The sequence below is a fragment of the Paraburkholderia fungorum genome (assembly GCF_003610895.1).
In the GTDB taxonomy this organism is placed as follows: domain Bacteria; phylum Pseudomonadota; class Gammaproteobacteria; order Burkholderiales; family Burkholderiaceae; genus Paraburkholderia; species Paraburkholderia fungorum_B.
The window spans coordinates 94,469-112,533 of the sequence record NZ_MCAS01000003.1 but is presented as its reverse complement, the minus strand read 5'-3'; the positions used below and the strand labels follow the sequence as shown (position 1 = coordinate 112,533).

Genomic DNA, 18,065 nt, shown 5'->3' with positions numbered 1-18,065 from the left:
ATGACGCGCGTCGCGGCGTGCATTGGGCGAGTTGGACTCGCGTCGGCAAACGACTGCAACTTGAAATATACGTGCGACCGACCGTCAATTGAATGCGATTCTCGCAATGCCGTTGATAGGTCTCGACTATAACGTGATTAGTCGTAAGCAAGCGCCCAGCGTGCCGCACGCAACCAGCATCGCTCGTCCGGCAGGTCGCCGGTGCGGTACAAGCGCGTCACGCGACGCCAGCCGCCCTTTTGAAAGGCGGCGCCGAGCGCCGCTTCCGACGCGTCATCGCGCCCTCCTTCACCTTCGCACGGATAGAGGGCGACCGTGGAGATCCAGGCGGCGAGGTAATGATCGCCCTGGCGTTCGATTCGAAATACCGCGCCGTAGTTGGAAAGCCAGGCGGCGGCGCCAGGAGACCAGATATTCTCGGTGGTGAGGGGAAGAATCAACCTGCCGCCGTCGGTCAGGCGATCGAGCCAGATGTCGGCAGGATGGGTCACGCCCGCGTTGACGTAGATGACGTCCGCGGGATCAAAGGACATCGAGAAGCCATCGCCCTCAAGCACCTGAACATTTCCCGCATGCGAGAAATTCGCGGCCGCGCGGCTGGCTAAGCCTGCATCGAATTCGATGGCCGTGACCCTGCCCGCGGGGCCGGCGAGATGGGCCATGATGGCGGTGTAATAACCGACACCCGCGCCGATATGAACGACGTGGTCGCCGGCTCGAATCCCGGCGCTGGCGAGAAGCGGCACATGGTAGGACGGCATGCCGTTGTTGAGGCCGCGCTCCGGAACGATGCCGATCAGAACATCGGCGTAGACACGGACGGGGTCGCCGTCAGGCGTGGAAAAGTAGCCGGCGGGGCACAAGATCGGCCACGGCCCCGGACCCAGATAGCGTTCGCGTTCGACAGCGGCGAAGGCCGCCTCGATGCCCGGATTTGCAATGCCCGCTGACGCCATGAGCCGCCGGGCATACGCCCGGCGGACTGCGGCAAGCTCCTGCTGACGATCCATTTACCGACCTGTGGATGTGACGTGGCGATTCACGCCATCCCATTCAGGTTAGCCGAAAGTAAAGGCATACGCTTGCACGCCCGGGTCCAGAAACTCGATCGAGAACGTGTGATCCGCAACATCGCCGGATTGCCGCACGAGCTGGTAAAGACGCTGCTCGGTGACGGTGCCGGTGCCGTCGGCCGCGACGTCCGTGCCATGCGCGCTGCCTGGCGCCGCGCCGTCCACGCTGACACGGAAACGCACCGGTTTGCCGTCCTTGTCCGGACCGAGCACCAGATGCAGATCGCGTGCGTGGAAGCGATAGACGATCCGTCCGGACGCGGCCGTGAGCGTTGCGTGTTCGGCGCCCACCTTCCAGGCGCCGGCCAGTCCCCAGTCGTTGACGTCGAGCTGCGACGGCACCGCGTAGGTGTGAACCTTGTCCGGCGTTGCGCCGCCGGGCGACGCGAAATTCTCGGCACGCTGGTAGCCGATATAGGTTTCCGGCGATTGCATATCGGCGCTGTCGGCCGCTGCCTGCACACCTTGCGCGCTGGTGCCGGCAATCCCGAGTGCGATCTTCGACACGTTCGCGTGGCCGGCCTCGATCAGCAGTTGCTGAATCACCTTTTCCGATTCCGCATAGTCGCCTTCGCCAAAATGGTGATAGCGAATCTGGCCTTTGCCGTCGACGAAATAATGCGCCGGCCAGTACTGGTTGTTCAGGGCGCGCCAGATCGCATAGTTGTTGTCGATCGCGACGGGATAATCGACGCCGAGATCGTGGACGGCCTTCTTCACATTGTCGATATTGCGCTCGAAGGCGAATTCCGGTGCATGCACGCCGATGACGACGAGCCCCTGGTCCTTGTACTTCTGCGCCCACGCTTTCACGTACGGCAGCGACCGCAGGCAGTTGATGCACGAGTAGGTCCAGAAATCGACCAGCACGACTTTGCCGCGCAGGTCCTGAACCGTCAGCGGCGGGGAATTCAGCCACTGGACTGCGCCGTTCAAGGTCGGCAACACGCCTTCCACGGGCAATGCGGCCGCGCCGCCAGGCGCACCTGGCGCACCCTGCGAGGTCTGCATCATCGCGCCGGTATCGCTTGCATCCGCGGCCGCATTGGCCGTTATCACGCCATTGCTGCCCGCTCCATTGGCCGACGCGTTGACCTTGCTACCGCCCGCAGCGGGATTGCCTGGCGTCGCACCGGGCGACAGCCTGTCGACCAGTTTCTGTTCGATGCCGCCCGTGGCGATGGTCGATACACGCGCCAGCACACCGGTGTCGAGCCCGAGTGAAATCGCCACCACGCCGAGCAACATCGCCGCGCCGATCCCGCGGCGGATCCATTCGCCCGCGCCCAGCGAGCGCTTCATCGCCGTAAACACCCGGCCGCCGATCAGCAGCGCCACCGCGAGCGAGGTCGCGGCGCCGGCCGCATAGGCCACCAGCAACAGCGTGGTGCCGACGCTTGCGCCGCGCAATGCCGCGCCGGTCAGCACGAGGCCGAGAATCGGACCGGCGCACGGCGCCCACAGCAAGCCGGTCGCGATGCCCAGCAGAAAGGACGAACCCACGCGAACCTGCTGGCCGTCGCCCTGCGCGAAATTCGACAGGCGATTACCGGCGCTCACGAGCGGGCGCATCAGATGATCGGCGAAACGCGGCAACAGCAGCGTCAGGCCGAACACGGCGAGCAAGGCGATGGCGAGCCAGCGGCCGTACTGGTTGGCCTGCGCGACCCACCCGCCGCCCACGGCGGCGAGGGTCGCGACGACGGCGAAGGTCAGTGCCATGCCGGCCAGCAAGGGCAGGCCGCTGCGCACGAAGGGCTGGTCGGCGCGCGCGAAGACGAACGGCAGCACCGGCAGGATGCACGGGCTGAGGATCGTCAGAGCGCCGCCAAGATAGGCGAGAACGATGAGTAACATGTCGATTCCGGGCGTGGTTGTCAGTCGGTCAGGGTGGGTACGCAATGACGTACGGTCAGGTACGGTCGGGTACGGTACGAATCAGCGGAAAGTGCCCACATCCTATGGCGCGGGGGATATCGAAGTCCTCACGAAAAGTTAAATTAAATGTGATAACTCGCCGGCCGGAAATTTTGCACAATGGCGCAACGGCCCGCTTTTTGCGGGCGCCCTTTCCTTCCACCGCATTCACCCCCGCTCTTATCCGCGGCCAAAACCCTCCATGGACCAAGCAAAGCGCATCCTGATCGTCGAAGACGACGTCGACATCGCCAACGTGCTGAGCCTTCATCTGCGCGATGAGCGTTACGAGGTCGTGCACAGCGCCGACGGCAACGAAGGGCTGCGCCTGCTGGAGCAAGGCGGATGGGACGCGCTGATCCTCGATCTGATGCTGCCCGGCGTCGACGGTCTGGAAATCTGCCGGCGCGCCCGCGCGATGACCCGCTATACGCCCATCATCATCACCAGCGCGCGTTCGAGCGAAGTACACCGGATTCTCGGCCTCGAACTCGGCGCCGACGACTATCTGGCCAAACCGTTCTCGGTGCTCGAACTGGTTGCACGCGTCAAGGCTTTGCTGCGGCGCGTCGAAGCCATGGCGAAAGATTCGCGTATCGACGCGGGCAGTCTGCAGCTCGCCGGGCTGACGATCGACCCGCTGACGCGCGAGGCGGCGGTCGAGGGCAAGGCCATTGAACTGACGCCGCGCGAATTCGACCTGCTGTACTTCTTCGCGCAGCATCCCGGCAAAGTGTTCTCGCGCATGGACCTGCTCAACGCCGTGTGGGGCTATCAGCACGAGGGCTACGAACACACCGTCAACACCCACATCAACCGGCTGCGCGCCAAGATCGAGGCCGATCCCGCCCAACCCGAGCGCATCCTGACCGTCTGGGGACGCGGCTACAAACTGGCCGTGCCCGGCACGCCGGCTGAAGGAACCGGGGCCGGGACCGGGCCCGCGCCGGCCGGCACCCTGAAGGACGCGCCGTGAATCTGACCCTGACCCAACGGCTCTCGCTCGTCTTCTCCGCGCTGCTGCTCGCATGCTGCGGTGCGTCAGCATGGCTGCAGATCCGTTCGAACGATCTGCACGAAAAAGAGGTCGTGCAGAGTCTGTCGAAAGATCTCGCCGACCATATTGCGCATCGCACCACGCTGATGGACGCCAACGGTTTGCGGCCTGACGCGGTGCGTCAACTGTTCGGCCAGTTGATGCGCGTGAATCCGAGCGTCGAGGTGTATCTGCTCGACAACCAGGGGCGCATCAAGGGCGACGACGCCCCCGCGGGTCACGTCAAGCGCGCACAGGTCAATCTCGCGCCGATCCGCCAGTTCATCGCCGGGGACGCATTGCCGATTCTCGGCGACGACCCGCGCAGCGCCGACGGCAAGAAAGTGTTTAGCGCCGCGCCACTGCAATTGAATGGACAAGCACCCTCCGGCTATATCTATGTGGTGCTGCTCGGCGAGGAACACGACGCGCTCGCCGCGCGCGTCGACGCTAATTCGGTGCTGCGCACCACGCTCTGGTCGATGGCGCTGGTCGCCTTGTTGGGATTGCTCGCGGGTTTGACGGCATTCGGCCTGATCACGCGGCCGCTACGCCGCCTCACCGACGCCATGCGCCGCTTCGATGCCGATGGCGAACCCGCCCAGCAGCCGGCGGTGCCGCGCTCGTCGCCTGCCGGGCGGCGCGACGAAATCGCCGTGCTGGAAGCCACCTTCGCGCAGATGGCCAATCGCATCGGCGACCAGTGGCGTGCGCTGACGCGGCAGGATCAGCAGCGGCGCGAGCTGATCGCCAATATTTCGCACGATCTGCGCACGCCGCTGACCTCGCTGCACGGCTACCTCGAGACGCTGTCGCTGAAAGCCGACACACTCGGCGAAACGGAGCGCAAACGCTATCTGGCGATCGCGCTTGCACAGAGCGTCAAGGTCGGACGGCTCGCCCAAGCGCTATTCGAGCTGGCGCGGCTCGAACACGGCAATGTGCAACTCGCGCTCGAGTCTTTCTCGCTGGTCGATCTGGTCCAGGATGTCTTCCAGAAGTTCGAGTTGCCGGCGGAGGCGCGGCATATCCAGTTGCGCGCCGATTTCCCGCCGCGCCTGCCGGCCGTCAACGCCGACCTGGGAATGATCGAGCGCGTGCTGACGAACCTGCTCGACAACGCGATTCGCCACACCCCCGCCGACGGATCGATCAACGTCGATCTCGCGCACAAGGACGGCAAGGTGTCGGTCACCGTCAGCGACACCGGGCCCGGCATTCCCGCGGCACAGCGCGAGGGCCTGTTCGAGCGTCCGTTGAATTCTGGCGGCGCGCATCGTGGCGGCGGACTCGGACTGCTGATCGTGCAGCGCATGCTGCAATTGCATCACAGCCAGATACGCCTGCTCGAGCACCCGGGTACGGGCTCGGCATTCTGTTTCGAGCTGCCGATCGCCGAGAAATTGACTGTCGCCGGTATCCTGCTCTGAGCGATCATCCGGCTGCTTGCCCGGATGCGCCGCGGTACGCCACGGTACGCCACGGTGGCAATGACAAGACGTGATCAGACCAGCAAGTCCTCATAGAACGACCCAAACGGCCGGGTCGGATGGGCAAGCTGGATTTCAAGAATCCACAGGCCGGCGTCCGGACACTCCGCGAAATCGCCCAGGTTTCCTGCTTTGTAGATCGCGTGCGGAAAGTCGCTGACACGGTGGCCTTTGATATCCAGATTCAGACGCCACCCGAGCGCCTCCGCACGCTGCGCGGCGAAGTCATACAGCGCCTTGCCGCCCGCGCGCGTCGAGCGCCAGTGGTGCTCCACTTCGTCGAACACCGTTTTCGCCGCATCGGCGCAAGCTTTCATCCCAGCATCATGGCCGACGACAAACGTCGCGCCCGCATCGCCTTCGTGCTGATCCCAAACCACACCCAGGTCGACGAAGAAAATATCGTCTTCCTTCAGACGCGGGTCGCCCTCCGATTGCTGCTTGAACGTTTTCAGCGTGTTCTCGCCGAAGCGCACCAGCACCGGATGCCAGATACGATCCATGCCCAATTCGTTCAGCACGGTCTTGCATTCGGCCGCCGCCTCAGACTCGAGCATGCCCGGTTCGACCTTCTGCGCGAGCCGGTTCACCACTTCCCACGTTCGGCCTTGAGCATATTTCATCGACTCGAGCACGTACCTGCTTCCGACCGCCTGTTTCGCCGCTGCTTCCATGGTTCCTCTCCGGTTATATCCGTTCGAATATAACGGAAAGTGACCAAAGCCGCCGCCATGTGCGTATCGATGTGTAAACCAGGCTTTCTACAATAAACATACCGGTATGTGGGGCGCCAGATTGCCTGAAGAATCTCCCCCGCCGGTGATGGTCGACCGGAGGCTGCGCGCCCGTTGCGCGCAAGGATTCCACATGAAAACTGAACGTCTGGAAGCGAATGAAGACCCGCAGGAAACGACGGGCAGCAAGGTGTGCGTCGCGCTTGCGGCGATCGGCACTCTGGCCGCGGTTTTCGGCATCGCCATTTGCGTATTTGGTCTTGTCGAGTTCAATCAGACGAAGGTCCTCATCGGCGCGGGCGTCATCGTTGTGTCGACGATCTCCTACATTCTGATGCTGACGGGCGCCAAGTGACGATCGACGTGTGCCCTGCTCCCGCAACTTGCTCCAGAGCCGCTGCGAACGCGGCCATCGGGAAGTGTGCCGTGCTCCCCTGAGCCACGGGTATGTGTCATAAAGGCGACAATTTCCTTTGAAACTGTTTACGGATAGATGACGGCTCGATATATTCCGTCAAACACAACGGGACAGACGTTTCGCTTCACTCAAAGACGCCACACGCCAGATAGATACGCCGACGCTCCGGCGCCTCCGTCACCCGCTGGCGACAACCTCGTACAACGTGGTTTTCGCTGCGCACCCGTTTGATCGCACCCTCCCGACATTGATCTCACTCCTGCGCGGCCTCGCGCGGCTTTGTCGTGGGCGTCCGGTCCGCATCGCTTGCCAACCCGGGTCCACGCCGTGCTCTCGAATACACGCGGCATGGACACCTTAAAAAGAAGAAGGAAAAAATGAAGAAGACTATCCTCGCCACCGCCGTGCTCGGAAGCATCTCGCTCAACGCTCATGCACAAAGCAGCGTCACGCTGTATGGCCTGATCGACGCCGGTATCAGCTACGTGAACAACGCGAAGACCGCCACCGGTCACGACAGCCTCGTCAAGTACGACGACGGCGTGGCATCGGGCAGCCGTTGGGGTCTGCGCGGCACCGAAGACCTCGGTGGCGGCCTGAAGGCGCTGTTCGTGCTGGAAAACGGCTTTAACAGCGGCACGGGTGCCGCTGGCCAGGGCAATTCGATGTTCGGCCGTCAGGCATTCGTCGGTCTGTCGCAAAACGGCGTCGGCTCGCTGACGTTCGGTCGCCAGTACTCGTTTTCGACGGACTATCTGGGCGGCAACTACTCGACCGGTGGTCAAACCGTCGCGGGTAACTACGCTTACCACATCAACGACGTCGACCAGCTGACCTCGAGCCGCATCAACAATGCAATCAAGTTCAGCAGCGCGAACTTCTCGGGCTTCACGTTCGGCGCGTTGTACGGCTTCTCGAACCAGGCTGGCGCATTCGCCGGCGCACCGGCAAGCGGCACGGCCGCAGCACCGGTCGCAGGTTCGTCGCGCGCATACAGCTTCGGCGTGAACTACGCAAACGGCCCGTTCGGCGTGGGCGCTGCCTACACCGACATCCGTTACCCGAGCCAGGCTACGACGACGCAATCCTCGACGTCCATGGCCAATGTGACGACGGGCAATATCCGCGATCTGCGCACGTTCGGCATCGGCGGCCGTTACTCGATCGCCGCTGCAACCCTGTGGGCGTTGTACACGAACACGCGCTTCGCGCCGATCACAGGCGCTTCGACCACGTTCGCCGCGTACGAAGCAGGCGCGAAATACGCCTTCACGCCGGCGCTGACGGCAGGTGCGGGCTACACGTACATGCACCTGAGCGGCGCCAAAGCGGGCCATTGGAACCAGGGCGATCTGAGCGTCGACTACGCGCTGAGCAAGCGCACGGACGTGTACGCACTGGGTATCTACCAGGTCGCTGCAGGCCACAACGGCACGCAGGACGTGCAGGCACAGATCGGCTCCAGCGCGAGCTTCTTCGGACCGTCCGGTTCGGGCGCGGACAGCCAGCTGGCATTCCGTGTCGGCGTGCGCCACCGTTTCTGATGCAAGTGTGCGTGCGATAGCGATTAACGCTCGCACTTAAGCAATACGCCGATCCGTCGACACCCTGAAGCAAATCACGCCGAACGGGTGTCGGCGGCAATCGGTTGCCGCCTTTCTATCGCGGCAAAGACTCGACGCCCAGGTCGAGCGCGGCCTTGCGGACCGCCGCGGCAATCTCGTCGCTGAGCGCCGGATCCTTGACGGCTCGCGCGAGTGTCACTCCCCCCACCAGCAGCGCCAGCAGCGCGGTCGCTTCCTCGCGCCGGGCCGCCGGCTTGCCTTCGAGCCCTGCCGCCACGGCTTCGATAATCGAAGCCAACTCCGTCTCATAGGCCTGCCGGGTTTCGTCATCGGCACGAGCCACTTCGCTCGAGAGACTCTGCAAGGCGCAACTCTCGGCAATATCGCAGGTGCGGCGCTCTCCCAGGTAGAAGTCGATAAACCACGCGCGCCAGTTGCTTCCCATCTGTTCGCGGGCCTGCCCGACGCCTCGTCGCAGGTCATCGAGACCCACGACCACCGCCTCGCGAAAAGCCGCCGCTTTCGATTTGAAATGGGCGTAAAACGCGCCCGACGTCACGGCGGCGTCCTTCGCCAGGCCGTCCACGCCCGAACCGCCAAACCCGCGGCTACGAAATCCCCGGCCCGCGCTCGCGAGAATCCTTGCCCTGCCTTCTTCCTTCTTGCCAGCCCGATGTGCCATTGCGCACGTCTCCAGATAACGATCGCTATTTAGTTCTTGACGACATCACGATCGTTATGAAATTATCGCGACATCACGATCGTTATATCGCGGCCGTGATGCAGGCGCAACAACTCTGATTCGACTAACCCGTTTGATCCAGGAGTGACAGCAATGCCTATTTCAGTCCACATCACACAAGGTCTTCTCACCCCGCAGGGAGAACGTGAAGTGTTGCCGCTCGTCACCGATGCGCTACTCAGCGCGCACGGCTTGACCGGCAACAGTTTCATGACCCCGAACGTCATTGGTCATCTGATCGTCAGCCCGGAATCGCAGAGCTATGCCGGCGGCAAGCCTCAATCGCTGGCCGTGGTGGAAGTGAAGGTTCCGGCGGCCACCTTCCCGAACACGGAAGTCAAGCAGGCCTTCGTCAGTGCGGCCACGGACATCATCGACCGGCTCAGCGCAGGCTCTCATCCGCGTGAGCGAACCTTCGTCAATGTGACGTATGCGGTTGAGGGTGCATGGGGTATCGGCGGCAAAGCGTATACCGACGCCGAACTGGGTGAGGCCATACAACGCGGCGCCAGCTGACGGGCCGCTCAGGTACGACGGGAGACACGCCGGGCGTAGTGACGAGACAGGCGTCAAACGACCGGCACTTCACGATTGCCTGCGAACAAGCCTTCGATTGCCGCGCCTGATGCGATCTGGGTAAAGCGGTCGAAGGCTTGCGCTACGGCACAACTCGATCCCGGCGATCACAACGTCAGTGCTTTCATTGCGTTGTTTCGCCGAAGCTTCGGTACGCCGCCAGGGAGCTCGCCAGGCGCCCGCCGGGGGCCATTTCGCCGCGACCGTCGAACCTGATGGCAACGCGCTCCCAGCGTCGCCATGGAACGGCGCAATCACGAGCGCCCTGCTTTTTTCTGCACGACATGTTTGCCAGCCAATAGCCACGCAGCCCACATCCCCAAGAGAATGGGATGTGCCTGCCATATAGGGAGGCATGCGAGGTTGCCGCAAGCAGCCATTCCTGCATAAAGGAAAATCGTATGTTGATGCGTGAAGCAATCCCTACCGCCCTGACCCGAGGCTCCGCTCTTCTTTCGGAAGACCCGATCAGCCCGTCCTCGCTCAAGACCTTCCATCATTCGTTCGACATCTATCTGAAGGACTCGAACGCGTTCATGAATACCTATTTCTCGCGCTACTTCGAGTGGCAAGGTGTATGCCGCGAGCGGTGGTTTCATGAGTGCATACACAACGATCTGCTGGGCTCGGACGGCATGTTCGTGACCAAACGCGCGCACCAGGAGTATGTCCACGAAACCTTCCCTTTCCAGCGCGTGGATTGCTATCTGAACACGGTGCAGGTCAAGCAGTGCTCGGCCTACCTGCTGTTCCGCTTTTGCGTGGATGGCCGCGAGGTTTCGCAGGGCTATCAGCAGATCCTGTATGCCGGACGAGACCGGAAGATCAGGCGCTTCCCGCAAGGAATCGTTGAACGGGTCAAGGAATATGAACTGCCATGGACAGCGCTAGCCGCCTGATCACAACGACCGACTTCTCGCCGTTAAGTTTTTCCGCCGGGTTTTGTCGTGGGGGGTCACCGCTATCTTTCACCGCCAGCTTCCACGCCTGACCTTCACCCTTAACTTACAACCTTAGACTTTCACTTTTTGCCGCCGGCGCAAAGAACGCGCTGGCGGTTTGATCAGGGCGCGGTCCGCCGGCGAACCCGGCACCGGCAGGCGCACGGTAAAAGTAGTGTGCGCGCCGCGCGTCGAACTACATTCGATACTGCCGCCCAGAAGCTCCGCCGCGCGACGGCAGAATGCGAGTCCCATGCCCGCGCCGCTTCCGTGCCGCTTGGTCGAGAAGAAGGCGTCGAAAATATGCGGCAGCACGTCGGGCGCGATGCCCGGCCCGGTGTCGCGGAACCGCAGTACGCAGAAGCCTTGCTCGTGAAACGCACTGATCGCGATCTCGCCCTCGCCGCTCACGTGAATGGCGTGCAACGCGTTCTTCAACAGATTGAACAGGACAAAAACCGCCAGCGTGTCCGAACCCGAAAAGCACAACGCCGCGTCGATCGGCGCTACCGTGACGCGTGCGCGCTCGTCACCACGGAAGGGATAACGCTCGAGTGCCGATGCCACACATAGCTGCATGGAATGAGGGGTAAAGCGAGTGCGGTCCAGACGATCCAGCGTGAACGATGCGAGGGCCATTTCGACCATCGCGCTCGTGCCTGACACTTCCCTTCTGATCGCCGTGGCGAGCTGGCTGACGCGTTCGGTTTGCCCGGCGTGCACTTCCTGATCGTCGTAAAGCCCGTGTGTGACGGCCAGCCGGTAGCCTTTGAACACGTGCGACCACACGCTGGCGATTTCGTCGGCGTGCATGGCGATCGTCGCGAGCGGCGTGGCGATTTCGTGTGCGATTGTCGCTGCGATCGCATAGGGGTGAATCAGGTGATAGCGAACGATCGTGATCGCGAGAAGCCCCAGGCTGAGCGCGATAAACAGCACCCCTGGGGGATAGAACGTATAGCCGTAGTTGACCGCATAGTCGACTGCCGCGAGCGAATAGACGCAAAGGCTCGCGAGGCACAGATCGAGACGTCTGCGCGCTTCGGCGCCGGCCTGCTTGCGGGCGGCGAGCAGAAGCTGTCCGCTGCGGCCGGCAAGCAGCACGGTCTGCAGTACGTGCAAGGGATGCAACGGCCCGGCGCTCGGATAGTAGCCAAAGAAGTAGTGCCGGTAGCCGGCGACGACCTCGTCGCCGGGCAAGAGCACGGCGAAAACCAGACACAAACCGTAAGACGCGAGCAATATCGGCTGCTCACGGCGCCTCGCCGCCACCTCCGTGACGAAGTGATAGAACGTGGTTGGCAGGAAGAGAATGAACAGATAACCGACCCGCACCAGCACGCTCGCAATGTGGGGATCGTGCGTCTGGAACAGCAAGGTCCATGTGCCCTGCCACGCAAAGGTCGCCGCGCACATCAACAGGAATGGCGCGGACAGACGGGTCACCCCCTGGGTGATCAGTACGTAAAGGCCGAACACCACGAACAGCGCAGACACAAAGGCGGTCGGAATGGCGTACATGTGGCTCGATGTGTCTCGGAACGTGGGTCTATTACGGCATTTTCACAACAGCGTGGGCGTACAGGCTAATCCCTCGTCGATGGGCCTGCTAGTTCCTGCTACTGCGCCACTGTGAAAATGTCAGTGTATTCAGACCTACGTCGGTCGAATCTATTCTGGTCCAGCCATAAAACGCGTCGTCCCAACCCGGGATTGTTTGCGGCTTGACAGTCCTGAAATCCACGCCGGGACGAAACGCCAGGTGTGGCCAGAAAACCGGCATGGCCTCGCGTACCGCCATCTGCTTCAACAGATCCGCCGGCCCGTTCTCATCCGCCACGATCTCGGCCTGCGTGATCCAGTCGTTCTCTGCCCATGCGAGGAAAACGCTCGGGTTGCCCGCACGATCGAACATCAGGATCGAATTCTGCTCCGGACGCCAGTAGTATTCGACGATGCCTTCAGCGGCAACCACCGTATCGATCGCCTTTCTGGTTCGCGGGTCGCAATAGGTCATGCCGTTATCGCCCAGGCCCAACCAGCCCGCCTCTGAACAATGCCTGTTTCTGGCGTCTTTCAGAAAATGAACCAGGCGGTTGGCCGAATCGGCATCCGTCTTTCTCAGGTACAGATCGACGATGCCGGCGTTGAAAGCCTTTACCGCGACGGTCTCGTCCGCGACGCCGGTCAGCAGTACTTTCGCACAGCGTAAATTGGATATGGACGAAAGGAATTCGACACCGCTCAGTCCGGGCATGTCGTAATCGACCACAACCGCGGCCACCTCTGCAAAGCGTGAATCCCGGGCCAATACGTCTCGATCCGCCGAGCTTTCGACAAACCGCTCGAGACCTGTCTCCGTCAGACCGGCTGACGATGGTGCGAACGCCAGCGAATTCTCGCGCGCATTATTGCGGATGAAAGCGAGTGCGGTTTGAGCCCGCGTGAAAAACAGATTGGTGGAAATATCCGGAAAGAATCGGCGCAATGCATCGAGGTAGCTGTCGCTGTCGTCCACGAAAACGACAGATGCCGGATAGGAAACAGGGGGTCGAATAAAATTGTTCATGTTTTTTACGTGGAATATGTGGCGCGCCTCGCACCGGCTTACACGCCGGTTTCTCTCACATTGGCTCCCGGGCCGATTCCCGCTGAACCGTATAGTACAAGGGTCTTCGCATGAACAGTGCAAACTTGCGCGGCCTTTCTGCCATAGTATGCGAATGGAATAATTTGATTTCGCTCGAATCGGATCCAGTCGATTATTCTGCCGCAGTCGCGCAGAAGTTGCAGATGCCCGATTCGGGGATGGCCTTCGCTGTGCCCTTCACCACTCTTGCAACAGCACTAACGGCAAGCCGTGACGCCGTCCACTGTCGTGCAGTGACGTATCGACCAATGGCTTTCACCCGTAAGCGCCGGGATCCCCGAGCTGCCGCCAATGCCGGGCGCACGAGGCTGAGGCCTGAAATGAAGGTCGATTCTCGAGAAATCGTGCTTCGCCGGTGCCGCGGGTAACGGTGAGACAGCCGCTATCGCACGTTGCACGGCAGTGTCCCAGGACTGATTGCCGCTGGGGCGCAACGGCGCAATCGAATTGACCGAACCGTCCGCGTTGAGCCGGATAGAAATAACTGCCTCCGGGTTGTCGGCAACGCTGCCTGATTCGACCAGCAGATTGCTGGCCAAAGCACAGCCCACATAGCGGCGCCATTGCAATCCGGTTAGCTGATCGCGCGCAGGGGCCGGCTCGCCGCTGTCTGCCGCGCGCGCGAGGCAGCGACTGGATACATCCGCAGCCGATGGCAGCGTGGGCGCGTTCTCGCCTTCGGGACTGGTCGTCGTGCATGCCGCCAATAGACATAGCGGACACAGCACGAATGAGACAAGGGCAAGCAGCCAGCGATTGTTGTTATTCATCTGTGATTCCACTTGGCAGTCATTCAGGGCGCCGGCTCGCGATCCCCGGAATCCGCGCGCCGGCCCCGAAGCTTACACCTGACCGCCCTCCTGCTCCCTGAGGCGCTTGCGGTGAGCCGCAACCTTCGCGCGGTTGCCGCAGATCGCCATGCTGCACCAGCGGCGCGCGTGACCACGCGTGTGATCCGCAAACATCAACGTGCACTTCGGCCCTTCGCACGCTTTCACGTAGGTGAAATCCTCCTCGCATACCAGCCTCGCCAACACCTCGGCGACCGGCATCAATAGCGACTCGGGCGCTTGCCAGCGCCGGTTCGCGCGCAGTTCGAAACTCGTCACGCCGCCCGATGCGTTCGCCACGATTTCGCCGTGCTGCTGGTCCTGCGCGAGCAGTTGATTCAAGGGTGCGAGCTCACGCAAGTCTTTGGCGAGCAGAGGCCGCCCCTTCCTCTTCCTGACGAAAACCCTGAACCATTCGCGCAGTTCACGCGCGCGCGCCGCAATCTCGTCGAGTTCGGCCGCCGTCGACTGGACCCGCATCGCCTCGAGCACCGTGCGGGGCACGAGCGCCGCCTGGTCCAGCCAGGCAAGCAAGCCCTCCCCGTCACCGATCCAGTCGACTGGCTCGTCCACGGGCGTGGCAATCGAATTCAGGAAATCGAGGCCGGGTGCGTCGGCCACCAGTATCGCGGGCATCTGACGGTAGTCCATTTCTCGTGACGAATATGAAGTAACGATAATGACATAGTAACCACTAAAAACGCACTTGACAAGTTACACGACTCGTTTGTAACCTGTAAATACGAATTTATCAGGTTACAAAGAAGACAACGCATCGCGATACATCTGAATCGCAAGCGGCGTCCAGGTCCGTCAAAGGAGCGAGAAATGTCGATCGGCAATGTGAGCGTGGTGCTGGTGCACGGCGCGTGGGCAGACGGTTCGAGTTGGAGCAAGGTGATCGAACGTCTGAAGGCAAATGGCATTCGGGCAGTCGCTGCGCCCTTGCCGCTCAGCGCGCTGCATGACGACGTGGCCGCGCTCGATAGAACACTGGAACGCATCGACGGTCCGGTCGTTGTCGTGGGGCATGCCTACGCGGGCGCAGTAATCGGCGCGACGCGCGCCGACAACGTCAAGGCGCTGGTCTACGTCGCCGCTCTTGCGCCTGCCGAAGGCGAAACGGTGAGCGACGTGTTCTATCGCGGGGAAGCGCACCCGCTCGCGCCCAGGCTGGCGCCGGATCGGCATGGCCAGATATGGCTGCCCGAAGAAGCCTTTGCGGCGGCGTTCGCACAGCACGCGAGCGCACAGGAGTTGACCGTGCTCGGCGCGGTTCAACGGCCCATTTCGGCTGCATGCATTGGCGAAGTGCTTGGGCGCCCACTCTGGAAGAACCGGCCAAGCTGGTTCCTGATCGCCGGGCAGGACCGGATGATCAATCCTGACACGCAACGTTTCATGGCACAGCGCATGAACGCGCACGTGCATTCATACGAGGTCGATCACACACCGCTAGTCACAGCGCCTGACCTCGTCACCGATGTCATTGTCGAAGCGGTCCGTGCTGTCTCGACTTCATCTTCGACTAGTTAGCAATACGAAAAACCTGTCACACCAATCGGCACTCGCCGCCTGCCATTCCCTATCAGGAGTCAACTCATGTCCGCCATTGCCTATCGTTTTTCCGACGTCGACGGCGTCAAGGTGTTCTATCGCGAAGCGGGTCGTCCGAACGCACCGAAACTGCTGCTTCTCCACGGCTTTCCGAGTTCGAGCCACATGTTTCGAGACCTGATCCCCCTGCTTGCCGAGCGTTTTCATATCGTCGCACCCGATCTGCCGGGCTTTGGTCAGTCAGACATGCCGGAGCGCAGCGCTTTTGCGTACACCTTCGACAACATCGCCAACGTTATCGAACGCTTCACCGAACAGATCGGCTTCGATCGCTTTGCCATGTACGTATTCGACTACGGCGCGCCGACCGGGTTTCGGCTTGCACTCAGGCATCCTGAGCGGATCGCCGCAATCATCTCGCAGAACGGCAACGCGTACGAAGAAGGTTTGAGCGACGGCTGGAATCCGATCCGCGCGTACTGGCAGGATCCTTCACACGCCAATCGCGAGGCGCTTCGCGCCATGCTGACTCATGAGGCGACCGTGTGGCAGTACACGCATGGCGTACAGGACACGACTTCCGTGTCGCCAGACGGCTACTCACTCGACGAGTTCTATCTGAATCGGCCGGGTGCCGACGAGATCCAGCTCGATCTGTTCGGAGACTATCGGAACAATGTCGCTTTGTACCCGGCATTCCAGCAGTATTTCCGCAGTCACCGGCCGCCATTCCTTGCCGTGTGGGGCAAGAACGATCCGTTTTTCCTGCCACCCGGCGCCGAGGCATTCAAACGCGATATACCGGATGCCGAGGTGCGTTTCTTCGACACCGGCCACTTCGCGCTGGAGACTCACGCGGCCGAGATCGCCGCGGCGATATCCGGATTTCTTGTCCGCTGACCGGCAAACGCGGCATGGCGGCGGTTCGTTGAATCGCCGCTCGAGCGGCCAATCCACGTGTTAATTCACGCGTAAATCCACGTGTTAAAGGAGAAAGGAAATGTCCAGCAGGGTAGCTATCGTGACCGGCGCGAGCCAGGGTATCGGCCGTTCGACCGCCATCAGGTTAGCGCGGGATTTTGCGTCGGTCGTGCTGGTAGCGCGCAATCGCGAGAACCTCGCGCAGACCGCGAACGACGTCAAGCAGGCCGGCGCCGAACCGCTCGCCATCGACCTCGATCTGTCCGAACCGGAGGCCGCACAGCAGGTCGTCGATCAGGCGCTGGCGGCATTCGGGCAGATCGACGCGTTGCTCAACATCGCGGGCGCGGTGCCGCAGATCGATGTCTTCGACATGACCGACGATCAATGGGACCGTGGCCTCGCGCTCAAGCTGCATGGCGCGCGGCGCCTGACGATCGCGGCATGGCCATCGCTGAAGAAAACCGCGGGATCGGTGGTGCTGATGTCGGGTAACTCGGCCTTGTTTCCCAAGGCACCGTACGCAGCCGTTGGCACGATCAACGCAGCGATCGTGGCGCTGGCGAAAGCCTTCTCGGACCGGGGGATTGCCGACGGCGTACAGGTCAACAGCGTGCTGCCCGGCCCGGTGATGACCGGTCGGCGGCAATCCTATCTGGAGCACTGGGCGCCGCTGCACGACATGACAGTCGAAGAAGCCACCGCGCGGTTTCCTCTCGAAGCGGGAATCGCCCGATATGGTACGCCCGAGGAGATTGCCGAACTGATGGCGTTTATCGTGTCGCCAGCGGCTCACTGGATGACGGGCTCGACGTTGCGGATGGACGGTGGCGAGGTCAAGTCGATCTGAGGCTGGGGCGCGTTATGTCCGAGCGTGACGGGATCGGGTCGGCTGGAGCATTCGCCAGATGTCGCGCTCAAGAGAGAAATATCGCTTGACGACGGATTGACACCCACTGCCAAGGCCGGCGAATTTGTGTAAGCTCATCTTCGCTTTTATCGTCACGGACTTCGCGGCAATGCCCTCTTCCATCCGCAACTCGCTCCTCTGGATCTTCGACGCGTTCGAGCGCGATTCGACCTATATCTGCAAGCGGATGTTCGGCAGCGACGCCGCCTATATCGACGGCCTGCTGTGTCTGATCGCAGCCGATCGCGACAAGCCGTGGAATGGTCTGCTGGTGTGCACATCACAGGATCGGCACGCCGCGCTCATCGAGGAAATGCCCGCACTGCGGCCGCATCCGGTACTCGGCAAATGGCTCTATGTGCCGCAAGACGACCTAGCGTTCGAACCCGTCGTGGAACGGATGACTGCGCTCGTGCTCGCACGTGATCCGCGCATCGGCGTCGAGCCGAAGCCGCGCAAACGAAGCGGAAAGTCCACGTTGCCAAAGACGTAAGCATCGTTCGCTCGTACCGAACCTGTCAGCAGGTTGCACGGGGTGAATCCCCATCGGCGTCGCGAAAAGATCGCAATACGCGAGTATTGGACCGAATGTTTTACGACAGGTTTGTGTCATCCGAACGACACCCACGGGCGGCACCATGTCAGTGCTGGCTGCCCACGGGGTCGGTTCCCCCATCTCCCCGCCTGCCGTGCATCAGCCAGATG

At 61.9% G+C, this 18,065-nt stretch carries 18 protein-coding genes; 10 read left to right on the top strand and 8 right to left on the bottom strand.

The window, feature by feature from the left end; all coding sequences use genetic code 11:
• Positions 1 to 137 precede the first annotated feature (137 nt).
• Positions 138 to 1,010, bottom strand: a complete 873-nt coding sequence (locus tag BCY88_RS04535) for a protein-L-isoaspartate O-methyltransferase family protein (protein WP_120343093.1) — start codon at positions 1,008 to 1,010, stop codon at positions 138 to 140.
• 48 nt (positions 1,011 to 1,058) lie between these two features.
• Complete coding sequence (locus tag BCY88_RS04530) at positions 1,059 to 2,930, bottom strand: cytochrome c biogenesis protein DipZ (RefSeq protein WP_120343092.1); 1,872 nt, start codon at positions 2,928 to 2,930, stop codon at positions 1,059 to 1,061.
• A 262-nt stretch (positions 2,931 to 3,192) separates the two neighbouring features.
• On the opposite strand from BCY88_RS04530, the gene BCY88_RS04525 reads away from it, so the two are divergent.
• Positions 3,193 to 3,966 (top strand): response regulator transcription factor, encoded by a 774-nt coding sequence (locus BCY88_RS04525; protein ID WP_120343091.1) that lies wholly within the window; start codon positions 3,193 to 3,195, stop codon positions 3,964 to 3,966.
• Positions 3,963 to 5,456 (top strand): sensor histidine kinase, encoded by a 1,494-nt coding sequence (locus tag BCY88_RS04520; RefSeq protein ID WP_120343090.1) that lies wholly within the window; start codon positions 3,963 to 3,965, stop codon positions 5,454 to 5,456. Before BCY88_RS04525 ends, BCY88_RS04520 begins: the two co-directional genes overlap by 4 nt.
• A gap of 74 nt (positions 5,457 to 5,530) precedes the next feature.
• Here the strand turns inward: BCY88_RS04520 and BCY88_RS04515 are convergent, their stop codons facing one another.
• A complete protein-coding gene (locus tag BCY88_RS04515; protein ID WP_120343089.1) occupies positions 5,531 to 6,190 on the bottom strand; it encodes a M24 family metallopeptidase in 660 nt (219 codons plus the stop codon).
• Between the two features lie 193 nt (positions 6,191 to 6,383).
• Here BCY88_RS04515 and BCY88_RS04510 point away from each other — a divergent pair, with 193 nt between their 5' ends.
• Both BCY88_RS04510 and BCY88_RS04505 read left to right on the top strand, forming a co-directional pair.
• The gene (locus BCY88_RS04510) at positions 6,384 to 6,605 is read left to right on the top strand and encodes a hypothetical protein (RefSeq protein WP_120343088.1); all 222 of its coding nucleotides are present in this window, start codon (positions 6,384 to 6,386) and stop codon (positions 6,603 to 6,605) included.
• Between the two features lie 440 nt (positions 6,606 to 7,045).
• Positions 7,046 to 8,212 carry a porin gene (locus BCY88_RS04505; protein WP_120343087.1) on the top strand — a complete coding sequence of 389 codons (1,167 nt, stop codon included), beginning with the start codon at positions 7,046 to 7,048 and terminating at the stop codon, positions 8,210 to 8,212.
• Between the two features lie 115 nt (positions 8,213 to 8,327).
• Here the strand turns inward: BCY88_RS04505 and BCY88_RS04500 are convergent, their stop codons facing one another.
• Positions 8,328 to 8,915: a TetR/AcrR family transcriptional regulator gene (locus BCY88_RS04500; protein ID WP_120343086.1), complete on the bottom strand. Its 588-nt coding sequence runs from the start codon at positions 8,913 to 8,915 to the stop codon at positions 8,328 to 8,330.
• 153 nt (positions 8,916 to 9,068) lie between these two features.
• Here BCY88_RS04500 and BCY88_RS04495 point away from each other — a divergent pair, with 153 nt between their 5' ends.
• Positions 9,069 to 9,491 (top strand): tautomerase family protein, encoded by a 423-nt coding sequence (locus BCY88_RS04495; RefSeq protein ID WP_120343085.1) that lies wholly within the window; start codon positions 9,069 to 9,071, stop codon positions 9,489 to 9,491.
• Positions 9,492 to 9,952: 461 nt separating this feature from the next.
• Positions 9,953 to 10,450 carry an acyl-CoA thioesterase gene (locus BCY88_RS04490; RefSeq protein WP_120343084.1) on the top strand — a complete coding sequence of 166 codons (498 nt, stop codon included), beginning with the start codon at positions 9,953 to 9,955 and terminating at the stop codon, positions 10,448 to 10,450.
• A 114-nt stretch (positions 10,451 to 10,564) separates the two neighbouring features.
• On the opposite strand, the gene BCY88_RS40675 is transcribed toward BCY88_RS04490, so the two are convergent.
• The 4 genes from BCY88_RS40675 to BCY88_RS04470 form a co-directional block, all read right to left on the bottom strand.
• A complete protein-coding gene (locus BCY88_RS40675) occupies positions 10,565 to 12,013 on the bottom strand; it encodes a sensor histidine kinase (RefSeq protein WP_120343083.1) in 1,449 nt (482 codons plus the stop codon).
• An 88-nt stretch (positions 12,014 to 12,101) separates the two neighbouring features.
• Complete coding sequence (locus BCY88_RS04480) at positions 12,102 to 13,061, bottom strand: response regulator (RefSeq protein ID WP_120343082.1); 960 nt, start codon at positions 13,059 to 13,061, stop codon at positions 12,102 to 12,104.
• A gap of 278 nt (positions 13,062 to 13,339) precedes the next feature.
• Positions 13,340 to 13,912, bottom strand: a complete 573-nt coding sequence (locus tag BCY88_RS04475) for an energy transducer TonB (protein WP_120343081.1) — start codon at positions 13,910 to 13,912, stop codon at positions 13,340 to 13,342.
• A 72-nt stretch (positions 13,913 to 13,984) separates the two neighbouring features.
• Positions 13,985 to 14,623: a CGNR zinc finger domain-containing protein gene (locus BCY88_RS04470; RefSeq protein ID WP_120343080.1), complete on the bottom strand. Its 639-nt coding sequence runs from the start codon at positions 14,621 to 14,623 to the stop codon at positions 13,985 to 13,987.
• Positions 14,624 to 14,800: 177 nt separating this feature from the next.
• Here BCY88_RS04470 and BCY88_RS04465 point away from each other — a divergent pair, with 177 nt between their 5' ends.
• From BCY88_RS04465 to BCY88_RS04450, 4 genes are all read left to right on the top strand, one after another.
• Positions 14,801 to 15,508, top strand: a complete 708-nt coding sequence (locus tag BCY88_RS04465) for an alpha/beta fold hydrolase (protein ID WP_120343079.1) — start codon at positions 14,801 to 14,803, stop codon at positions 15,506 to 15,508.
• A gap of 66 nt (positions 15,509 to 15,574) precedes the next feature.
• A complete protein-coding gene (locus BCY88_RS04460; RefSeq protein WP_120343078.1) occupies positions 15,575 to 16,429 on the top strand; it encodes an alpha/beta fold hydrolase in 855 nt (284 codons plus the stop codon).
• A gap of 100 nt (positions 16,430 to 16,529) precedes the next feature.
• A complete protein-coding gene (locus BCY88_RS04455; protein ID WP_120343077.1) occupies positions 16,530 to 17,300 on the top strand; it encodes an SDR family oxidoreductase in 771 nt (256 codons plus the stop codon).
• A 169-nt stretch (positions 17,301 to 17,469) separates the two neighbouring features.
• Positions 17,470 to 17,853: a hypothetical protein gene (locus BCY88_RS04450; RefSeq protein WP_120343224.1), complete on the top strand. Its 384-nt coding sequence runs from the start codon at positions 17,470 to 17,472 to the stop codon at positions 17,851 to 17,853.
• Positions 17,854 to 18,065 lie beyond the last annotated feature (212 nt).

Coding starts and splice junctions, on each gene's coding strand:
- BCY88_RS04460 (WP_120343078.1), top strand. CDS start 15,575: ATGTCCGCCATTGCCTATCGTTTTTCCGACGTCGACGGCGTCAAGGTG.
- BCY88_RS04510 (WP_120343088.1), top strand. CDS start 6,384: ATGAAAACTGAACGTCTGGAAGCGAATGAAGACCCGCAGGAAACGACG.
- BCY88_RS04535 (WP_120343093.1), bottom strand. CDS start 1,010: ATGGATCGTCAGCAGGAGCTTGCCGCAGTCCGCCGGGCGTATGCCCGG.
- BCY88_RS04495 (WP_120343085.1), top strand. CDS start 9,069: ATGCCTATTTCAGTCCACATCACACAAGGTCTTCTCACCCCGCAGGGA.
- BCY88_RS04500 (WP_120343086.1), bottom strand. CDS start 8,915: ATGGCACATCGGGCTGGCAAGAAGGAAGAAGGCAGGGCAAGGATTCTC.
- BCY88_RS04525 (WP_120343091.1), top strand. CDS start 3,193: ATGGACCAAGCAAAGCGCATCCTGATCGTCGAAGACGACGTCGACATC.
- BCY88_RS04530 (WP_120343092.1), bottom strand. CDS start 2,930: ATGTTACTCATCGTTCTCGCCTATCTTGGCGGCGCTCTGACGATCCTC.
- BCY88_RS04515 (WP_120343089.1), bottom strand. CDS start 6,190: ATGGAAGCAGCGGCGAAACAGGCGGTCGGAAGCAGGTACGTGCTCGAG.
- BCY88_RS04490 (WP_120343084.1), top strand. CDS start 9,953: ATGTTGATGCGTGAAGCAATCCCTACCGCCCTGACCCGAGGCTCCGCT.
- BCY88_RS04465 (WP_120343079.1), top strand. CDS start 14,801: ATGTCGATCGGCAATGTGAGCGTGGTGCTGGTGCACGGCGCGTGGGCA.
- BCY88_RS40675 (WP_120343083.1), bottom strand. CDS start 12,013: ATGTACGCCATTCCGACCGCCTTTGTGTCTGCGCTGTTCGTGGTGTTC.
- BCY88_RS04475 (WP_120343081.1), bottom strand. CDS start 13,912: ATGAATAACAACAATCGCTGGCTGCTTGCCCTTGTCTCATTCGTGCTG.
- BCY88_RS04470 (WP_120343080.1), bottom strand. CDS start 14,623: ATGGACTACCGTCAGATGCCCGCGATACTGGTGGCCGACGCACCCGGC.
- BCY88_RS04455 (WP_120343077.1), top strand. CDS start 16,530: ATGTCCAGCAGGGTAGCTATCGTGACCGGCGCGAGCCAGGGTATCGGC.
- BCY88_RS04505 (WP_120343087.1), top strand. CDS start 7,046: ATGAAGAAGACTATCCTCGCCACCGCCGTGCTCGGAAGCATCTCGCTC.
- BCY88_RS04480 (WP_120343082.1), bottom strand. CDS start 13,061: ATGAACAATTTTATTCGACCCCCTGTTTCCTATCCGGCATCTGTCGTT.
- BCY88_RS04450 (WP_120343224.1), top strand. CDS start 17,470: ATGCCCTCTTCCATCCGCAACTCGCTCCTCTGGATCTTCGACGCGTTC.